The sequence below is a fragment of the Pseudaeromonas sp. HNCC25DJ182 genome, assembly GCF_055413365.1.
The window spans coordinates 113,810-133,068 of sequence record NZ_JBVAYG010000007.1 but is presented as its reverse complement, the minus strand read 5'-3'; the positions used below and the strand labels follow the sequence as shown (position 1 = coordinate 133,068).

Here is a 19,259-nt window from a genome sequence, read left to right as displayed (position 1 = left end):
TGAGCCAAGCGCTGTGCCACGCCCACTGCCTTGGGCTGGATGAGAGCCATCTCATCCAACTGCCCGAATCGCCCCATCGTTTGTGGCCTGCCACGGCGGTCGCCTTTATGGCGATGCAACAGGCAGCCAGGGCCGATGGTGTCGAGCTGGCGCTGGCGTCGAGTTATCGCAGCTTTGCTCGCCAATTGCTGATCTGGAATGAGAAATTTACGGGCCTTCGCCCGGTGCTGGATGGGGATAGTCAACCACTGGATGTAATGAGCCTGAGCGATGAGGAGCGAATCCACGCTATCTTGCGCTGGAGTGCCTTGCCCGGCACCAGTCGTCATCATTGGGGGACGGATATGGATATCTATTCACCTCACCTGTTACCGCCAGGGAAAGCGCTGCAACTGGAACCTTGGGAATATTCACCCAGCGGCTACTTTGCCGAACTGACTCGCTGGCTAGATAGCCATATGCAAGAACATGGCTTCTGCCGCCCATTTTCATCAGACCAGGGGGGCGTTGCGGTCGAACCCTGGCATCTGAGTCATAGCAGCGAGAGTTTGCGCATGAGCCAGTTTCTGACTCAGGAGGCATTGGCCGCCTGTCTGCAGCAATCGGCCATTGCGGGGAAAGCATGTATACTGGCGCAACTACCTACCCTTTGGCAACGATATATTGTTCCGACGCTCCCTATGCAGGTCTGACTTATGAATCTCTGGTTGTGGATTGGCTTGCCGATGTTGCTGTTACTCGGCATTTTTTTGAATGCAATAAAAGATATGAAGCAACTGGAAAAACAGCTGCCGAAATACCGTGACAAGATCCGCGAGGTCAAGGACGACGAGGATGAGGACTGGCCACAAGCGCCGGTCAACAGGCCAGCCTCACCAAGCGATGACAAACAACGCCCAGCACCCTGAAACCGGCCGAGAAATAGCTCATATCCACCTCACTCCCAAATAACGGGATGGGGCGTTTTACCGGCAACTGCCTGTCAATTCTGCTATCATCAGGCCCATGCCTGTTCGGTTCATCCTTGTGCCGACAGCCCTCCTCCTACCGATACGAGTTTTTTGCGTGAATACTGATTTCTCCAGCTTGGCACTTCCCGTCGAGCAACTGAACAATCTGGCCGATCTGGGCTACACCACCATGACCCCCATCCAGGCCAAAGCCTTGCCATTGATCCTGCAAGGTCAGGATGTGTTGGCCAAAGCCAAGACCGGCAGTGGTAAAACCGCGGCCTTTGGCATCGGACTGCTCTCCCGCCTTGAAGTGTCACGGTATCAGACTCAGGCACTGGTCCTCTGTCCAACTCGTGAGTTAGCAGATCAAGTCGGAAAAGAGCTGCGTCGCCTTGCCCGCGCCACCCCGAATATCAAGATCCTGACACTGTGCGGTGGCGTCCCCATGGGACCACAACTGGATTCGCTCACCCACCCGCCGCACATTGTGGTCGGTACCCCGGGCCGCATTCAGGATCACCTGCATCGCCGCAGCCTAACGCTGGATCACCTGCAAGCATTGGTACTGGATGAAGCCGACCGCATGCTGGACATGGGCTTTGCCGATGTGATGGTCGATGTCATTCGTCAGGCTCCCAAGCGCCGTCAGACCTTGCTGTTCTCGGCAACCTACCCGGATGAGATCGCACGGATCAGCGCACAGGTGCAAAAAGATCCGGTCGAGGTCAGCGTCGAAGCGACCCACGACAGCCGTCATATCGATCAAAGCTTCTTCGAAGTAGAGCGCGGCGCCCGAGCCAGTGCCCTGCTCAAGATCCTGGCACACTTCCAACCGGATTCCTGTGTGGTGTTCTGTAACACCAAACGGGAGTGCCAATCGGTGCACGATACACTGCGTGCTCGTGATATTTCGGTCTTGGCGTTGCATGGTGATCTGGAGCAACGGGAGCGGGATCAGGTACTGGTGCGCTTCTCCAACCGCAGTTGCCGTGTGCTGGTGGCAACCGATGTTGCCGCGCGTGGCCTGGATATCAAAGATCTGGCCGCCGTCATCAACTATGAAATGGCCCAGGATCCGGAAATCCATATCCACCGTATCGGCCGTACTGGTCGTGCAGGACAAAGTGGTCTGGCCTTGAGCCTGTGCACACCGCAAGAGATGCAACGTGCGCTCGCGCTGGAGGATTATTTGGGCGGCCGGCTGAGCTGGTTCAATTTGAGTGCACTTAAGACCACGACACAGGTGCCCTTGCAACCTGAAATGGTGACCCTGTGCATCGATGGCGGCAAGAAGGCCAAGATCCGTCCCGGCGACATTCTTGGCGCTCTGACCGGTGATGCCGGGTTGGCTGGCAGTGAAGTCGGGAAAATCGATCTGTTTGATACCCACGCTTATGTAGCGATCCGACAGGCCAGTGCCAATAAAGCGCTCAAGTGCCTGCAGCAAGGCAAGCTCAAGGGTAAAAATTGCAAAGCCCGCTTGGTGATCTAACGACTTCCTCTCATCGCGGCGACGGGACATAAAAAGCGGCGCTATAAAAGCGCCGCTTTTTCATCGTCTTGATCTGTATGCAAACGTTTGTTTGCACAACAAATTTAGTCCAGATTGACGCCCAGACGGTGAGCCACTTCTTCATAGGCTTCAATGACGCCGCCCAGTCCCTGACGGAAGCGGTCTTTATCCAGCTTCTGACGGGTAACCTTGTCCCACAGACGGCAACCATCCGGTGAGAACTCGTCGCCCAGAACGATCTGGCCTTCGAACACACCAAATTCCAGCTTATAGTCAACCAGGATCAGGCCTGCCTCATCAAACATCTTCTTCAGCACATCGTTGACCTTGAAGGTCAACTCTTTCATGCGTGCAACCTGTTCATCGGTAGCCCAGCCAAAGGAGCGAATGTGGTACTCGTTGACCATGGGGTCGTGCAGGGGATCGTTCTTCAAGAAAAATTCGAAGGTTGGCGGATTCAACTCCAGACCTTCTTCAACACCCAGACGACGGCAGATAGAGCCTGCGGCAACGTTACGCACCACACACTCAATAGGAACCATGTCCAATTTTTTGACCAGGACTTCATTGTCAGAGAGCAGACGATCCATCTGGGTCGGGATACCCGCTTCTTCGAGCTTGGTCATGATGAAATGGTTGAACTTATTGTTCACCATGCCTTTGCGATCCAGTTGCTCAATCCGCTGGCCATCAAAAGCAGATGTATCGTTGCGGAACAGCAGGACGAGACGGCTGGGATCGTCAGTGGTATAGACGGATTTGGCCTTGCCACGATACAGTTCGGCTTTCTTTTCCATGTGTTACTTACTCCAGTAAGTGAGGTTGCAGATAGCACAAAGGGGCACTACTGCCCCTTCGTTATTACTTCTTCATCACAGCGGCTTGCTCACGGCCAAAGGCCTTGGACATACCGATAAACATCTTGCTGACCACCGAGGTTGGTACCGGCTTCTTGTCCTCATCAAACAAGGTGATGGAGGTCTTGCCCTTGAATTCACCGAGTTGCAGATGATAAGTCCCGGAATCGAGACCAAACGGCTCTATGTCATGTTCTTTCCAGAAATCGGCATCCGGCTCGTCATAATCCACAATGATCAGACCTTTAGACTCCGGCTTACTGGTGATTTCGAAATTCAGCTTAGGCAGCAAGGATATCAGACGTGGCCATGTCGCCTCGAAGGGCGCATCCACCAGCCAGGCCGTCAAACCATTGTCATCCACACCGAGGCTCATCGCCGCGCGGCTATTACTCTTGCTCACCTCGCCCAGTCGCAATTGGTGATCGTAATCCTGCGCCAACTGATTCAGCATCAATCCTGCGTAGCGACGGTGTTCGAAGCTGGTTACAGGTGTTTCATCCCGATCACCATCCTCGAAGGCTTCATGGGAGAGCAGTTGTGCGGTCAACCCGGTGCGATGCCGTTCCACATCACTCTTGATGGTAAACCGGTAGCGCTGATGTACCTGGATCTGATCATCATCCTCAGCCTGCTCGGTCCACGGCAACAGCAGCTCGGTTGCATAAAACCAATCGGTATCCAGAGTTCGGGCCTGAATATTCAGATCCGCCACCGCGATACCACGGCGGCTCATAAATCCCAGTAACTGGTTCCAGATATCGTTGTCGATCCGTTGATTGACACTACGCGCCGTAAACCACAGGGTCATGTTGCTACCGTCCGCCTCAGCCCTACTTCCCGGAACCAGAGTCAACACCTGAATGGGGGCCCGCACATCCACATCACCGGCCAGAGCCCCGGACTGAGCGGCGGGCGCAAGTGCCGGTACCTTTAATTCGTTACTGTAGGCTGGTGTTTGTAATCCCGTCGGGATGACAAAAGGACGCGTCACCAGCTTGGCATCCTGATAATCAAAATCCTTGTTTGCCTGCTTGCGCTCCAACGTGGAGCTACACCCCACCAGCAGACTAACCCCTACCAATCCGCACAGCAGGCTGGCCGATTTTCCATTGTTGTTGTTTTGTTTATGCACGCTTGATCAACTCCGCTCGGGCCAGCGCCTGCTCCATCTCCTGCTGAGCAGAAGCACTCAGTAGCGTCAATGGCAAACGTAAACCGGATTTGGCAATCAAGCCCAGTCGGGCACAGGCCCACTTGACCGGGATTGGATTGGATTCAATAAACAGTGTCCGGTGCACAGGCATCAAGCGTTCGTTCAACCCTAATGCCGTTTCCTTATCACCTTGTAATGCAGCGTCACACATCTGGCGCATGGCTGCTGCAGCGATATTGGCTGTTACTGAAATAACACCATTGCCGCCGCGCAGCATAAAATCACAACCCGATGCATCATCACCGCTGTAGAGCGCAAAATCGTCGCCACACAACTCACGTAACGGTTGCAGGCGAGTCAGATCGCCTGTGGCCTCTTTCAGACCACAAATTCCGTAGTTATGCGCCAAACGGCCAACGGTCTCAGGTTTCAGATCACAACCGGTGCGTCCCGGTACATTATAAAGAATTTGCGCCAGACCACTAGCCTCGCCGATAGCGGCATAGTGGCGATAAAGCCCATCTTGCGTCGGTTTGTTGTAATAAGGAGTGACCGAGAGGCCCAATTCGATGCCCATCGATTTGAGCTGACGAGCCAATTCAATGGCATGCCGAGTGTTGTTGGAGCCGCAGCCCGCCAGCACTGGTATCCGCCCAGCGGCAAACTCTTGAGTTTTAGCCACGACATCCAGGTGTTCATCCAGATCCAGCGTCGCCGACTCCCCGGTCGTGCCCATTGCGACGATTCCAGTCGTACCAGCCGCAATGTGATACTCCACCAGTTGGCCTAACGAGACGACATCGATTTTCCCATGCTCATCCATGGGAGTAACAAGGGCAACGAGACTACCACTTAACATCTATCGAGACTCCGGATTTTCAAGGCCGTTATGGTAAGGCCGAGCCCAGGCAAATACAAGGGAATGGAGTAGACCTGCGAGGCGACTGTGTTACCATCAAAACAGGATCCAGAGCAGGAAAAGCACAATGATTCATCATCTTGTGGTAACGGCCATCGGCACCGATCGCATCGGTATCGTCAATAAAGTGACCCGGCATATCAGTGAATGTGGTTGTAATATCGTCGATAGCCGCCTGGCCATTCTCGGTAATGAGTTCACCTTTGTCATGCTGCTCTCCGGAGACTGGAATGCCATCACCCAAATTGAGAATTCCCTGCCCCGCAAAAGTCATGAACTGGAACTCATCACCCTGATGAAGCGAACCTCACCCCACGCCATGGGCTATTATCCCATGCTGGCTGAAGCCGAAGTATTGATCCATGACGAGCCGGGAATCGTCAGTCAATGCACCCAGTTCTTTAGCGATCAGGGCTGGGATATCCATGCTTTGCAATCGGAGACAATCCAGCAAGCGCCTGCCAACCTGTTGCGCGCCAGTTTTCAGCTCAGACTGCCAGTAGCCAGCGCGGGTACGGAAGAAGAACGAAGTTACGCGGAGTTTTGCCAACGATTGGGAGCCGAACGCTTCCACTTTTCCATCACCAGAAAACCCTGAGGATTCTTCATGGCCAGATTAACTGCCGGGCAACAGGCCCCCGACTTCTCCCTGCCGGATCAGGATGGCAACCTGTTGTCATTAAGCAGCCTGCGCGGCAAGAAAGTTTTAGTCTACTTCTACCCCAAAGCCAGTACCCCTGGATGTACCACCCAGGCTTGTGGCTTGCGCGACATTCATGGGGAGTTGAGCACACTGAATACCGTGGTACTGGGCATCAGCCCGGATCCGGCCAGCCGGCTGAAAAATTTTATAGTAAAGCAGCAGCTGAATTTCACCCTGCTGGGTGATGAAGATCATGCTGTTGCCGATGCCTTCGGCGTTTGGGGACCGAAAAAATTTATGGGCAAGGAATACGATGGCATTCATCGCATCAGTTTTCTCGTCGATGAGCAGGGTGTGATTGCGCAGGTCTTTGATAATTTCAAAACCAGCAATCATCATGACGTAGTGCTGGATTATCTGAAAAGCCATTCATGAACTCAATTAACAACCAGGGGAGCCGAGGCTCCCCTGGTTGTTCCTGATTTTCGCCAGGCTAAACCACAAAGAATTTGGCATTCACCCAGGCAATGGTGAAATAGGCCGAGAGCAGTGCGGAAAGTGCCAGGATCAGCGGCCGCATGATAGGTTTATTGCGAACAAACAACACCATCACCAACATGGTCGGATAAAGGCCAAACAAATAGCGCGGAAAGGCATTGGTACTGGTCACGATGGGAACCATGGTGCAAATCAGCATAAACACAGCTTCCGCGTAGCGGCGCTGATACAGCAGATAACCATTCATCGCCCAACCCAGAGCTATCACCACCGATAAGTAGTACTTCCGTCCCCCGGTTTCGAAACCATCCAGCCAATAGTGGAACGGATTATCAAACATCCGTCCCCAGGCTAGCTGGATATTTTTGAAGGCGAAGCCATCCCCCACATGCAGATGCAGATAGAGCATGTAGCTGAACAGGGCAAACGGAATAACCCACAGCGTTAGCAACACGCGCCAGGTTCGATCACCAAACCGCATCAGTTCGCGCCAACCATAGGCTTGCAGCGCAAGGATGAGCACCGGGAACACCACCATGACCCCGAGATTTCGTGTCGCGGCCATCAACATGCCCGCGACACCGACCCAAAGCCAGCGATGGCGATAGGCAAACAAGAACACAGCTAACGTAAACAGTAAAAAGCTGGACTCGGTATAGGGAGCGATGAAATAGATGGAGAATGGCGAAAAGGCCAACAACCAGACCCCGAAACGCGAGGTCTCCAGATCCTGCCCCAGTTGCCGCAAACAGAGAAAAAACAACGGCAGGGTAAAGAAAAATGCCAGGTTGGTCAGCAAGTAAAACGCATTGAGGGTACCAATACCCAGCAGCTCACCCACCCAATAGCCCGCCATCGGGAATCCGGGCAGAAAGGCCCAGTTGGCCGCATGGCCGGTGGTCAAACCATGGGGATAGGTGTCATAGCCAACATCCGCGATACTCTGGAACCAGCCGCAGTCAAATTGACAGAACATGCTGGGAATATCGGTCTCCAATGCCGTTGCGATATTCACCGCATCGCCGTAGTCGGTCTCGACGTTGTAGTGCATGGCCCCAAAGTAGCCGATGGCGTACAGCACGACGCGACTGACCACGAAGGCAATCACAATCAACAGCCAATCCCGCCGCCCAATGGCCAAGCGATCCGGGATGACCTGAACATTTTCCACATGCATTTGGTGGCTCAGCTCCTAATCAGCAAACACCCAGACGCGCGAGAGCAAGTAGGTCAGTATGGTTACCGCCAACGTTGCAATCACGACCGGCAACAGACCCGACAGCCCGGCAAACAGCAAACCGCTGAGCAACAGATTTCTGACGGCCAACGAAAACAGGGCCACCAGCAAAAATTTGCCGATGGCACCATGTTTTTGGAAGGTGATGTAACGATGACCGAAGAAGGAAAACCAGAAGGCAACAAAAAATGCCGTGGTGGTCACCAGATGTTCGGAAATCGTTGGCCAAACACGAAACAAGGCCACCGAGGTGCCCAAATCGACGAGGGTGGCCCCCCCGCCGACCAAGCCAAAGCGAAACAGTCGCCAAAACTCTTCACGGGAGATCATTCCGCTGTCGGCTCCGTCGCCGGAGCAGTGCGGGAGTATTGGCCATAAACGCCTTCCACCACAAACACTGGACGCTGTTTAACTTCCAGGAACATGCGTCCCAAATACTCACCAAGCACACCGATGGAAATCAGCTGCATACCACCGAGGAACAGGATCACACTCATCAAGGATGCATAGCCCGGCATGTCGATCCCGAAGAAAATCACCTTGGTGATAATCACCAGAATATAGAGGAAGCTCAGCATGGCGACACCGGCACCGACATAGCTCCATACCCGCAGCGGCCAGCTGGAGAAGCTGAAGAAGCCATCCAGCGCAAAGTTCCACAACTTCCAATAGTTGAACTTGGTTTCACCCGCAGCACGAGCCGGGCGCTCATACGGAACTCCGATCGAGTTGAACCCCGCCCAGGCGAACAATCCCTTCATGAAGCGGTTACGCTCCGGCAGTTGCTTGATCACCTCGACCACGCGGCGATCCATCAGTCGGAAGTCACCTGCGTTTTCCGGGATCTTGGTGGTGGTAGAGACAGCGTTGAACAGGCGGTAGAAACCACCCGCAGTCAGGCGCTTCATCGGGGTGTCGGCATTGCGATCAGAACGCACACCGTAGACGGTGTCATAGCCTTCTTCTTGCCACAGACGAACAAACTCGAGGATCAACGAAGGAGGATCTTGCAGATCAACATCCATCGGGATCACGGCATCGCCACGAGCATGGCTAAGGCCTGCGGTCATGGCCGCTTCCTTGCCGAAGTTGCGCGCCAGATTGATCAGCGTCACGCGCGGGTCTTTTTCAATCACCGATTCAATCACCTGACGAGTCTTGTCACGGCTACCGTCATTGACAAATACGATCTCCAGTTGGTCCCGCAGCGTCGGCAGTTCCTGATCGATCGTGTCAATAAACGTCTGGATGCTCTCTTCCTCGTTATAGGCAGGCACCACCAATGACAACGTAAAGTTTTTCTTCTTGACCATGATGTTCTTATTCCTCATGAGAAAGCTGTAATGACTGGAACCGCACCGGGTGGGATCCGGTCATGGCAATATAATTGGCCTGGAGTGGATCGGCGATGAACAGACCGGCCGGCAGATGCACCACCAGATGGTGAGGTCCCGTCTGTTGCAGAACCAACTCACTACGCCATTGTTCACCCACACTGAAACTCAGCCGGGTATTAGGCTTGAGATTTCGGACATCGGCTTCCAGACGCAGCTTGCCGGGTTCCCGATGCAGTGTGAAATAGAGTCCACCCTCACCCGAGAACTCAGAGCCGGTGCCATCGTCTTTGGGCAATGACCAACCTTGACGACTCAGGATCCAGGCCCGGTCGTTGACCATATCAAATCGAGTCCCAGGAATGTAGGCCAGCGTCTGGTTGCGATTCCAGAAACGGGTCTTCATCTCCAGATAATAGAGACGATAGGCATAACTCACGGAAGGATGGGTCGCCAGATACAAAACGGCGAGGTAGTAAGCAGACAATCCCAAGATTGCCAAAATAATGAGCGCTTTAAGTGTTCGCGACATAACAATCGAAAGCTCGATTTCAGGTGGGCCAATCGTAAAGCAGTTGTCGCAGAAACAACAGAGAATGGGCTCGAGTTCACATAAAAAAAAACTCTATTCGCGCTAGAAAGAGGTTCGTGAAATCAGGAATGACCCAGATCATGGTGGATTGCCACGAAAACCGTAATGCTGCATTTCAAATTCAACTAATTGACGTGCCTGTTGGCCCTCAAAGGATAATCGCCGATGAATATGAACCATGCCCAGCGCCTGATCCTGAGTAATCAGTATGAGATTCTGAAAAAACTCAATCCGGAAAAAGCCGATTATTATCAACGCTGCCAAACCATCATTGAGCATGGTTACTGCCTGCAATTGCTGGAATTGGAAAAAGAGTTTGGTCATCTGGACGAGGCCACCTGCCGGGAGGTCATCGACACGCTAGAGATGTACCACGCGCTGCAGGTCTCCTATGCCAATTTACCAGCCACCGAAGTCGAGGAACTGGCAGCCAGTCGGCTCGATTACATCGGCTATTCCAGAAGTCATGAGAAGGAGCTGGCGGATTACGTCTGCTTTTTGCTGGATGTCGAGGGACGCTTTCCAGAACTGGGTAAATGCTGCTCTTCACTCACCTCGGAAATCGGTATGCGCGACAAGTACCAGCGCATGCTGGCGGCTTGGCGGGATTGCCCACGGCATTACAAACTCTCCATTCAGGAGATCCGCAAGGTTCTGAATGCCTGATGGAGTGTATCAATTCCATAAAAAAGGCGCCGCAGAGGCGCCTTTATTGCATAGCCAATCCAACGGGATCATGCCTGGCGCGCACCGCGCGACGTGAACCAACAGGCCAGTTTGATACCGAACAACATGGCGGCGACAAACAACAAGATTTGCCATTGGCCGGTAACGAGTGCCGTGATCGCCGGGCCCGGGCAGATCCCGACCAAACCCCAACCGACACCGAATAGCGCACTGCCTATCAGCAGTCGGCGATCGAGCTTTTTCGTCCCGGAGAGATGGAAATCGGATCCATCCACCGCCCTGGCTCTCGGCTTAACCAGCCAAAAATAGCCAGGCATGAAGACCAAAAGCGCGCCACCCATCACCAGTGCCAGACTGGGATCCCAGTTGCCACTCACATCGAGAAAATTCTGCACCTTGCTCGGCAACACCATACCCGAGAGCGTCAACCCCAAGCCGAACACCATACCGCACAACCCTGAAATCCAGCGCATAACAGCATATCCTCCGGTTAAGCCCATACATGGCGTATAACATACACAGTCAGCATTCCCGCCAACATGAAACTCAGGGTTGCCACTATGGAGCGCCAAGACAGGCGGCCGATGCCACAAATCCCATGACCGCTCGTACAACCATTGCCCAACTTGGCGCCAAACCCGACTAAAAATCCGCCGCTCAGCAGTAGAGGAACCGATACAACCGACAGATCCGGAGTCGGCAGCGCCAACCCCCAAAAGCCGCAGGCGCCCCCCACCAGCAGTCCCAGCACAAACTGCAGCCGCCACATGCGGTCGCCCTTTGCCCCATCCATCAGACCCGCCAATATGCCACTGATTCCCGCAATACGCCCTTGCAGCCAGAGTAGCAGCAAGGCCGCCAGGCCAATCAGAATACCGCCCAACAGGGCAGTTACCGGAGTAAAGTTAGCCATTCAACATCCTTCATATTGAGAACTAGCCGCCCCATGGCGCCATTCATTAGCAATTACTTAATTAGCGACTATTCTAAACAGAGGCCTTAGTTTAGTGAAGCCTAATTTATCAATCCTCTCAGGAGCCTTACAGATCATGACCCTCGATAATGGCGTACGCATCATGGCTGGCAGCATGATCCTGCTGTCGGTCGTCCTCACCCATTGGGTACATCCAGCATTTATCTGGCTGACGGTATTTGTAGGTTTGAATCTTATCCAAAGCGCCCTGACTGGGTTTTGTCCCGCCACCTGGTTGTTGCGCAGACTCGGCTGCCATTAACTCAGGACCCAGATCGAAGAGGCGCCATATTCTGGCGCCCCAATTTTCGCCTCGCGACACTTTCTACTCCGCACCTCAATTCCGCCCGTCGCCAGTTGCACCAACTGAGTGCTGAACCCATCGACCTGCACAGCTTTGGCTCTATTTCCGCTGGTTTTCCTCGCAAAACCGGCTTGAATGCTGGCATGCCACTTGCGACAGAGAATGAACAAGGAAGGCGTATTCGAGGTGTCAGATGCTCAGGATCCACAACCCAAGTCCCGATCTCTATGACGAGATGCTGCTCGCCGACGGCAGCAGCCGGGAACACTATTCGCCATTCTGGCAGTGGCTGAAACAAACCGATGAGAAACATATCCAGCACAAACGCGAAGAGGCCGATCTGCTCTTCCACCGCGTCGGGATCACCTTCAACGTGTATGGCGAACAGGATGGTGCCGAACGTTTGATTCCTTTTGATAATGTGCCGCGCATCATTCCCGCTAGTGAATGGCACATGCTGGATAGCGGCATTCGGCAGCGGGTTACGGCGCTCAATGCATTTTTGCATGATATCTACCATGAGCAACATATTCTCAAGGCCAAGGTGATACCGGCCGAACAGGTGCTGGCGAACGATCAGTACCAACCCTGCATGCAAGGGGTCAGTCTGCATCGCCGGATCTATGCCCACATTACCGGCGTGGACCTGATCCGGAATAACAGTGGTGATTACTATGTGTTGGAAGACAACCTGCGCACCCCTTCCGGCGTGTCCTACATGCTGGAAAATCGCAAGATGATGATGCGCCTCTACCCGGAGCTCTTCTCCCTGCAACGGATAGCTCCAGTAGAGCGTTACCCTTCTTTATTACTGCAAACCTTGCGCGAGAGTACCCCGGTCGATAACCCCTGCGTAGTGGTACTCACTCCTGGCCGCTTCAACAGCGCCTATTTCGAACACAGCTTTTTGGCGCAACAGATGGGTGTCGAACTGGTGGAAAATGCCGACCTCTTCGTCAAGAACGGCCGGGTGTTCATGCGCACCACCGCAGGTCCACGGCAGATCGATGTCATCTATCGTCGTATCGATGATGCTTATCTGGATCCCCTGGCCTTCCGTCCAGACTCTATGCTCGGAGTGCCTGGATTGCTGTCGGTGTATCGGGATGGTGGTGTGGTGCTGGCCAACGCGGTCGGTACCGGTGTTGCCGATGACAAATCCATTTACCCCTATGTACCGGACATGATCCGCTTCTACCTTAACGAAGAGCCAATCCTCAACAATGTGCCCACCTGGCAGTGCCGACGCCCCAGCGAGATGTCCCATGTGTTGGCTAACTTACCGGAGCTGGTGGTCAAGGAGGTTCATGGCGCCGGCGGTTATGGCATGCTGATTGGTCCCTGCGCCACCCAGCAGCAACTGGCTGATTTTGCCGAGCGCATCAAGGCCCGGCCGGATAATTACATCGCCCAACCCACCCTCTCTCTCTCAACTTGCCCCACCTTCGTCGAGTCCGGTGTGGCACCGCGTCACATCGACTTGCGTCCTTTCGTATTGACCGGTCGTGAAATTCGACTCGTTCCCGGCGGATTAACCCGGGTGGCTCTGACCGAGGGGTCTCTGGTCGTCAACTCTTCGCAAGGCGGTGGTACCAAAGATACCTGGGTTCTGGAGGATTCTTTATGCTGAGTCGTACTGCCAGTGAACTGTACTGGATGTCCCGCTATCTGGAGCGCGCGGAGAATACCGCGCGCATGCTGGATGTCACGAATTCAATGTCTCTGATGCCGCAAATCGATGCTGACAATAGTGAATTGATTGCCCCCTTGACCATTACCGGAACCCATGAGCCCTATCTGGCGCGCTATGAGCAGATCAACATGCCCAATCTGCTGGAGTTCTTTCTGTTGGATGAAGCGAACCCCAGCAGCATCTACAACTGTATTCGCGGCGCACGGGACAACGCCCATGCGGTGCGGGGTCGTATCAGCGGCGAAGTGTGGGAGAGCCTGAATACCACCTGGCTGGAGATGAAAGCCCTGCGCAAACGCGGCATCGCCGGACTGGATGCCGTCGCATTTTTTGATTGGGTGAAAGAACGCTCCCATCAGGTACGCGGCGCCACCTTCGGCACCATATTGCGTAGCGACACCCTGCGCTTCATCCGCCTGGGAACCTTTATCGAACGCGCCGACAATACCGCGCGGATCCTGGATGTGAAATATCAGGTGATGAAGGAGGATGAAGATCCGGTCCGCGAATTTTATCGCTGGAACGCGCTGTTACGCTCGGTCGGTGCCTATGAAGCCTATCAGGAGTTGTACAAGCAGAGCCCGACCCGGGATCAGGTTGCTGAATTGCTCATCCTCCGTAGTGAAGTTCCCCGCTCCCTGCGCGCCAGCGTCGAGGAAGTGGAACAACTGCTCGCTAAAATCGAAGGGGATACCGGGCGCGAGCCCCGCTTATTGACCGCGGTCCAGCACGCCAAATTACGTTTTGGCACCATTGGCGATCTCTTTGCCGAAGGACTGCACGATTACCTGAACCAGTTTCTGCATGACATCAATGCGATTGCCGAAAGCATTCACCGGGCCTACCTGGAGGCATCCTAATGAAATTGACCATTGAGCATCACACCCATTACACCTATCAAGGCGAAGTGCGCCGCAGCACCCAGTACCTGCGTCTGACACCCCAGCATTCCAACCGACAACGGATTCTGTCCTGGGAGCTGGATCTGCCGGAATCGGCCACCTGCACCACCGACAGTTATGGCAATGTGCTACATGTGCTGACGCTAGACCAGCCCCATGAAGCCATTCATATCCATGCCCGTGGCGTCGTCGAAATCCTGGACGCAGTGGAAGAGCCCGATGCAACCCATTCACCTTTAATCTTCTTGCGCCACAGCCCCCTGACTCAACCCGATGCCGCTATCCGTCAGCTGGCCGAACGCTATCACAAGCCCGATGATCTGCAATCCGGCCTGGAAGCCCTGATGCATGCCTTGCTGGAGCGTATGCCCTACAGTCCGGGGAGCACCCGCGTCGACTCGGCGGCCACCGATGCTTTCGCCGCTGGCGAAGGTGTCTGTCAGGACCACACCCATGTCTTTTTGGCCTGCTGCCGTTCGTTAGGTTTGCCAGCCCGTTATGTCAGCGGCTATCTTTACACGCCGGACTCCAGCCATGTCGCCACCCATGCATGGGCCGAGGTCTGGTATCTGGAGCAGTGGCATACCTTTGACGTCACCAATCAGTGTACGACCCCGACCCAACATCTGAAGCTGGCCGTCGGTATCGATTATCTGGATGCGTGTCCGGTGCGGGGTGTCCGTTACGGCGGGGGAAACGAGGCCATGATGGCTCACGCCGCCGTCAATCTGATGAGTCAGCAATCCGAACGACAACAGTAAGATACAATAATACGCAGCACGTATGTGTATGCCTGATTGAGAGAGAGCCATGACCTATTGCGTCGCAATGCGCCTAGCCGATGGCTTGGTGTTTGCCTCTGACTCCCGCACCAATGCGGGAGTCGACCATATAGCCACCTTCCGGAAATTGAATGTGTTTCACCAGCCGGGGGAGCGCTTGCTGGTGTTACAAAGCGCGGGCAATCTAGCCACAACCCAGAGCGTGCTCAGCCTGCTGCGACAACGCTGTCAGGAAGAGAAGTTGAATCTGATGAACGTCGGCTCGCTGTACGATGCGGCGACACTGGTGGGAAATACGGTTCGGGAAGTTATCTCCAGAGATGGAGGACAACAGCAGAGCAGCGTCAATTTCGGTTGCAACCTGCTGTTGGGTGGGCAGATCCGCGGCAGTGATCCCCGACTGTTCCATATTTATCCGGAAGGCAACTTTATCGAAGCCACGGAAGATACCCCCTATTTTCAAATCGGTGAAAGTAAGTACGGCAAGCCGATTATCGACCGGGTGCTGAATTATCAGACCTCGCTAGAACAAGCCATGCAGTGTGCCCTGATCTCCCTCGATTCCACCCTGCGCAGCAATCTCTCCGTAGGCTTGCCACTGGATGTACTCATCTATCCGCAGGGTAGTTTTTGCGCCGAACAACAATATCGAATCACCGATCAGCATCCTCATTTTCAGGCTTTACGACAGGCTTGGTCTGAGGGCTTGTTACATTTATTTCGAGAGTTGCCACCGCTCGCTCTGGGAACAAAACAGACGTGATGAAAACCGACTAGGGGGCATTCCGGCCGAGATTGCGCAGCACGTCATAGATAAAACGTTATTTTCTGCTTTAATCGGCAGAGGCTCAGACTCGAAAATCAGGATCCCCCGGAATGAAATTGCTATGCCTGCCCCTATTTTTTCTGGCATCGCTGACCAGCCCTCTCACCATAGCCAATCCGCTCTGCCCGAACCCGTTGCGGGTCGGCTGGGATGACTGGCCCCCCTATCATTTTCAGAGTAGCGATGGGACTATGCATGGCTTTGCAGTCGAGGTATTGCAGGCGGTGATGCGTGATATTGGGTGTGAAGTCATTTTTCGTCCCCGCCCCTGGCGTCGGCAACTACAAGAAATCCAGATCGGGGAAGCCGATATTGCCATGGAGGCTTACTACAACGAAGAGCGAGCAGAATTTTCTTATTTTTCAGACGCCTACAGTCCGAGCCAAGTCATGCTCTGGATCCGGCCCAAACAATCACTTCCCGGAACCAATATCGGCACACTGCTGGACAAGGGCTTTGTACTGGGTATTACCAAGGACTTCTTCTACGGCCCTGAATTTGAACCCTACCGCCACCATCATAATGTCCAAACCGTGTTATCGGAAAATATGAATTACGCTAAATTGCAGAAGGGCCGGATCAACGGTTTTCTCGGTGATTGGCTGGCAACCACATGGGGTTTAAAGCAACAACATCTGGATCTCAAAGTACAACCAGCCCCTATCACCATCTATTCGGCTCCGACGTTTTTCATGTTCAGTAAGCAGAGTATTAAACCGGCGTTTGTCGCCACATTTAACCAAGCGTTACGGCAAATGAAAAAGCGGGGAGATTACCAACAGCTGCTGGATAGCTACACCCGCACCGACTAGCTATTGTGATCAGCAGATGTGAAGAAGCTAAAACATCTGCCATCCCGCAGCATAATTTCTCTTGGCGCTCGACTCGTGTCATATAAGCTCAACGACATAGCTACGCATAAAGCTCCGACTGACCTAGGATTGAGAAACGATGAAACCTGAATCTCACGATACCCTTCATTCTGATACACCCGATTCCGATAACGTCCAGGCAGCAATCGCCGTCCACCACCTGATCTCCGACCCCAACATGCCTCCAGAACAAATTATTGAACGCCTGGGAGATATCACCCTGCAAATCCAGCTGGGTGTGCAGCAACTGTGGGAAACCATACCGGTGCCGGAGCAGATTGATGAGTGGTTAACCCTGACCCAGATTGAGGAGTTGACCTTCTGGCGCCCGCATCCAAAGCACGCCGGCATGCAGCTAGCCGACGCTATCCGCTTGGCTCGATACTTTCTGCAGCACGGTGGTTTTTTCAACAATATGCAGGGGGAAGGCAACTGGCTGTTTGACGGGGATCGTCGCCCTGTGAGCCTGGGGACTGAACTGACCCGGGATCTGTTCTTTGCCTTGCGTCCAATCCTGTCTATCCACCAGGTTGATTTTGATAGCAGCCAACTTGCTGGCTTCCGGACCGATGATGAATCCTACCCTGGTCATCTTTTCCTTGCTGGCGAGTTGTCAGTCTGGGGACTTAAAGGTCAGCCGCCCCTATTCATCCAGACCACCCGTCTCAATGCCATGGAGTTGGATGATCCATTTGCGAATCTGCTGGACGCCGATGATCCGGTATAGCCTTTCCCTATCGAGCATGCACAAGGCCTCCCGAGGGAGGCCTTTGCTTGGCGCTAATAACAATATCGTGGTTAGTATTCAGCAGTTGCCATCTGGAACGTCTTGAACCCACCCGAGAGGTTCCGTGCGGTAAAACCGGCTAGCGTCAACATCCGGTAAGCAACATGTCCGCGCAAACCAACCTGACAGGTGATCAAAATTTCCTTTTCTTTGGGTAGCTCGTGCAAACGCCCCCGCAATTCATCGACCGGGATATTGATAGCACCCGGGATCTGGCCGTTGGCCTTCAACTCACCGGGGTTACGGACATCCAGTACCAATTGATCGGAGCGAAGTGCAAGGACATCCTCGCTATGACAGATCCGCTCATCGCCTTTGATGACGTTTGCCGCTACCATACCCGCCTGATTGATTACATCGCGAGCCGAACCGAAGGGCGGTGCATAGGTCAACTCCAGATCTTCGAGCTCCATGACACTCAAACCCGCACGCATGGCCACAGCCAAGACATCGATGCGCTTATCCACCCCATCCTTACCGACCGCTTGAGCTCCCAAAATGCGACCATTGTGCGGATCGAACAATAATTTGAAGCTGACTGGCTGAGCGCCAGGGTAGTAACTGGCGTGACTGGCTGGATGCACATAAATCTTCTGGTACGCCATGCCCGAGCGGATCAGGCTCTTCTCGTTCAGTCCCGTGCTGGCAACGGCCAAATCAAATACTTTACAGATTGCGGTCCCTTGGGTGCGTTTATACAGAACCTTGCGGCCAAGCATATTATCCGCCGCCAGTCGCCCCTGACGATTGGCTGGGCCAGCCAGCGGCATCAAACCCGGTTTACCGGTGACAAAATCAGTGGTCTCCACCGCGTCGCCAACCGCATAAATTGCCGCGTCCGAGGTACGCATGCCCTCATCCACCTTGATGCCACCTCGAGGCCCCAACTCAAGCCCGGCTTGCACCGCCAACAAGGTTTCCGGTTTGACCCCGATCGCCAGAATAAGCAGGCCCGTTGTCAAGGTAGACCCATTACTCAAGGAGAGCTGCAACGTATCGACCGCAGGAGCAATCTGACCATCAGCTGTCGCATCAGGCTCAGGAGTAGAGACTGGGCACGGTGCCACACTGTTCAGCCCTGTATTAAGCCGCAGGTCGACACCATGTTGCACCAGTGTCTGATGAACCAGATTCGCCATCTCCTTATCCACGGGCGCCATCACCTGATCGGCTAATTCCAGCAGGGTGACACGGATGCCACGCTGATGCAGCGCCTCGACCATCTCCAAACCGATAAATCCACCACCTACCACGGTGGCATGGCTCGGAGTGTGCTGCTCCAGAGCGGCGACAATCCGATCCATATCGGGAATATTTCGCAGCGCAAAAACTCCAGGACTATCCAATCCCGGCAGTGGTGGGCGGATCGGCGCCGCGCCGGGGCTCAATAGCAGGCGATCATAGCTTTCGATGTAGAGACGTCCGCTTACCATCTCCTTCACGGTGACTGTCTTGGCCTGCCGATCGATGGCGATGACCTCATGTTGGGTACGAACATCGATATTAAAGCGTCGCTTGAAGCTCATCGGAGTCTGCAACAACAACGCATCTCGTTGCTGAATATCGCCGCCGATGTGATAAGGCAAACCGCAGTTGGCAAAAGAAACATACTCGCCGCGCTCCAACACTATGATTTCAGCGCTCTCCGAGAGACGGCGAGCACGAGCGGCGGCGGAGGCGCCGCCGGCAACACCACCGACGATGACGATTTTGGTCATATGCTATTCCTTT

The 19,259-nt window shown here is 54.1% G+C and carries 23 protein-coding genes; 13 read left to right on the top strand and 10 right to left on the bottom strand.

What is annotated here, in order from left to right; all coding sequences use genetic code 11:
- Positions 1-11 precede the first annotated feature (11 nt).
- The 3 genes from ACZYUB_RS07920 to dbpA all read left to right on the top strand — a co-directional run bounded on the left by ACZYUB_RS07920 (position 12) and on the right by dbpA (position 2,445).
- The gene (locus tag ACZYUB_RS07920) at positions 12-692 is read left to right on the top strand and encodes a M15 family metallopeptidase (protein ID WP_463946981.1); all 681 of its coding nucleotides are present in this window, start codon (positions 12-14) and stop codon (positions 690-692) included.
- A 3-nt stretch (positions 693-695) separates the two neighbouring features.
- The gene (locus tag ACZYUB_RS07915) at positions 696-908 is read left to right on the top strand and encodes a hypothetical protein (RefSeq protein ID WP_463946984.1); all 213 of its coding nucleotides are present in this window, start codon (positions 696-698) and stop codon (positions 906-908) included.
- Between the two features lie 157 nt (positions 909-1,065).
- Positions 1,066-2,445 (top strand): ATP-dependent RNA helicase DbpA, encoded by a 1,380-nt coding sequence (gene dbpA / locus ACZYUB_RS07910; protein ID WP_463946935.1) that lies wholly within the window; start codon positions 1,066-1,068, stop codon positions 2,443-2,445.
- A gap of 104 nt (positions 2,446-2,549) precedes the next feature.
- Here dbpA and purC read toward each other — a convergent pair whose 3' ends face one another.
- From purC to dapA, 3 genes are all read right to left on the bottom strand, one after another.
- Entirely contained in the window at positions 2,550-3,263 is a 714-nt protein-coding gene (purC, locus tag ACZYUB_RS07905; protein WP_460884122.1) for a phosphoribosylaminoimidazolesuccinocarboxamide synthase, read from the bottom strand.
- A gap of 64 nt (positions 3,264-3,327) precedes the next feature.
- The gene (gene bamC / locus ACZYUB_RS07900; RefSeq protein WP_463946933.1) at positions 3,328-4,458 is read right to left on the bottom strand and encodes an outer membrane protein assembly factor BamC; all 1,131 of its coding nucleotides are present in this window, start codon (positions 4,456-4,458) and stop codon (positions 3,328-3,330) included.
- Positions 4,451-5,338, bottom strand: coding sequence for a 4-hydroxy-tetrahydrodipicolinate synthase (gene dapA / locus ACZYUB_RS07895; protein ID WP_463946932.1), 888 nt, complete (start codon positions 5,336-5,338; stop codon positions 4,451-4,453). The genes bamC and dapA overlap by 8 nt, the downstream gene beginning before the upstream one ends.
- Positions 5,339-5,465: 127 nt before the next feature.
- Between dapA and ACZYUB_RS07890 the strand changes: the two genes are divergently transcribed.
- Positions 5,466-5,996, top strand: coding sequence for a glycine cleavage system transcriptional repressor (locus ACZYUB_RS07890; protein ID WP_463946930.1), 531 nt, complete (start codon positions 5,466-5,468; stop codon positions 5,994-5,996).
- Positions 5,997-6,005: 9 nt separating this feature from the next.
- Complete coding sequence (bcp, locus tag ACZYUB_RS07885) at positions 6,006-6,476, top strand: thioredoxin-dependent thiol peroxidase (protein WP_463946929.1); 471 nt, start codon at positions 6,006-6,008, stop codon at positions 6,474-6,476.
- A 58-nt stretch (positions 6,477-6,534) separates the two neighbouring features.
- On the opposite strand, the gene ACZYUB_RS07880 is transcribed toward bcp, so the two are convergent.
- From ACZYUB_RS07880 to ACZYUB_RS07865, 4 genes are read right to left on the bottom strand one after another with little or no spacing between them, the layout of a single operon-like run.
- The gene (locus ACZYUB_RS07880; RefSeq protein ID WP_463946928.1) at positions 6,535-7,716 is read right to left on the bottom strand and encodes a hypothetical protein; all 1,182 of its coding nucleotides are present in this window, start codon (positions 7,714-7,716) and stop codon (positions 6,535-6,537) included.
- Between the two features lie 15 nt (positions 7,717-7,731).
- Positions 7,732-8,106, bottom strand: coding sequence for a GtrA family protein (locus ACZYUB_RS07875; protein ID WP_460884986.1), 375 nt, complete (start codon positions 8,104-8,106; stop codon positions 7,732-7,734).
- Positions 8,103-9,089: a glycosyltransferase family 2 protein gene (locus ACZYUB_RS07870; protein ID WP_463946926.1), complete on the bottom strand. Its 987-nt coding sequence runs from the start codon at positions 9,087-9,089 to the stop codon at positions 8,103-8,105. Before ACZYUB_RS07870 ends, ACZYUB_RS07875 begins: the two co-directional genes overlap by 4 nt.
- Positions 9,090-9,096: 7 nt before the next feature.
- Positions 9,097-9,642: a hypothetical protein gene (locus ACZYUB_RS07865; RefSeq protein WP_463946925.1), complete on the bottom strand. Its 546-nt coding sequence runs from the start codon at positions 9,640-9,642 to the stop codon at positions 9,097-9,099.
- 225 nt (positions 9,643-9,867) lie between these two features.
- On the opposite strand from ACZYUB_RS07865, the gene ACZYUB_RS07860 reads away from it, so the two are divergent.
- Entirely contained in the window at positions 9,868-10,368 is a 501-nt protein-coding gene (locus tag ACZYUB_RS07860) for a YfbU family protein (protein WP_463946924.1), read from the top strand.
- 68 nt (positions 10,369-10,436) lie between these two features.
- On the opposite strand, the gene ACZYUB_RS07855 is transcribed toward ACZYUB_RS07860, so the two are convergent.
- On the bottom strand, positions 10,437-10,862 hold the full coding sequence (locus ACZYUB_RS07855) for a DUF6691 family protein (RefSeq protein WP_463946922.1): 426 nt from the start codon (positions 10,860-10,862) through the stop codon (positions 10,437-10,439).
- A 17-nt stretch (positions 10,863-10,879) separates the two neighbouring features.
- Positions 10,880-11,302 carry a YeeE/YedE family protein gene (locus tag ACZYUB_RS07850; protein WP_463946920.1) on the bottom strand — a complete coding sequence of 141 codons (423 nt, stop codon included), beginning with the start codon at positions 11,300-11,302 and terminating at the stop codon, positions 10,880-10,882.
- Between the two features lie 136 nt (positions 11,303-11,438).
- Between ACZYUB_RS07850 and ACZYUB_RS07845 the strand changes: the two genes are divergently transcribed.
- The 7 genes from ACZYUB_RS07845 to ACZYUB_RS07815 all read left to right on the top strand — a co-directional run bounded on the left by ACZYUB_RS07845 (position 11,439) and on the right by ACZYUB_RS07815 (position 17,468).
- Entirely contained in the window at positions 11,439-11,624 is a 186-nt protein-coding gene (locus tag ACZYUB_RS07845) for a YgaP family membrane protein (RefSeq protein ID WP_463946919.1), read from the top strand.
- A 235-nt stretch (positions 11,625-11,859) separates the two neighbouring features.
- Positions 11,860-13,296 (top strand): circularly permuted type 2 ATP-grasp protein, encoded by a 1,437-nt coding sequence (locus ACZYUB_RS07840; RefSeq protein ID WP_463946917.1) that lies wholly within the window; start codon positions 11,860-11,862, stop codon positions 13,294-13,296.
- Positions 13,290-14,219, top strand: a complete 930-nt coding sequence (locus tag ACZYUB_RS07835; RefSeq protein WP_463946915.1) for an alpha-E domain-containing protein — start codon at positions 13,290-13,292, stop codon at positions 14,217-14,219. Before ACZYUB_RS07840 ends, ACZYUB_RS07835 begins: the two co-directional genes overlap by 7 nt.
- Positions 14,219-15,022, top strand: coding sequence for a transglutaminase family protein (locus tag ACZYUB_RS07830; protein ID WP_463946913.1), 804 nt, complete (start codon positions 14,219-14,221; stop codon positions 15,020-15,022). The genes ACZYUB_RS07835 and ACZYUB_RS07830 overlap by 1 nt, the downstream gene beginning before the upstream one ends.
- Positions 15,023-15,071: 49 nt before the next feature.
- Positions 15,072-15,806: a proteasome-type protease gene (locus tag ACZYUB_RS07825; RefSeq protein ID WP_463946912.1), complete on the top strand. Its 735-nt coding sequence runs from the start codon at positions 15,072-15,074 to the stop codon at positions 15,804-15,806.
- Positions 15,807-15,919: 113 nt separating this feature from the next.
- The gene (locus tag ACZYUB_RS07820) at positions 15,920-16,681 is read left to right on the top strand and encodes a substrate-binding periplasmic protein (protein WP_463946911.1); all 762 of its coding nucleotides are present in this window, start codon (positions 15,920-15,922) and stop codon (positions 16,679-16,681) included.
- A 139-nt stretch (positions 16,682-16,820) separates the two neighbouring features.
- Positions 16,821-17,468: a hypothetical protein gene (locus ACZYUB_RS07815; protein WP_463946909.1), complete on the top strand. Its 648-nt coding sequence runs from the start codon at positions 16,821-16,823 to the stop codon at positions 17,466-17,468.
- Between the two features lie 71 nt (positions 17,469-17,539).
- On the opposite strand, the gene ACZYUB_RS07810 is transcribed toward ACZYUB_RS07815, so the two are convergent.
- Entirely contained in the window at positions 17,540-19,246 is a 1,707-nt protein-coding gene (locus ACZYUB_RS07810; RefSeq protein ID WP_463946907.1) for an FAD-dependent oxidoreductase, read from the bottom strand.
- Positions 19,247-19,259 lie beyond the last annotated feature (13 nt).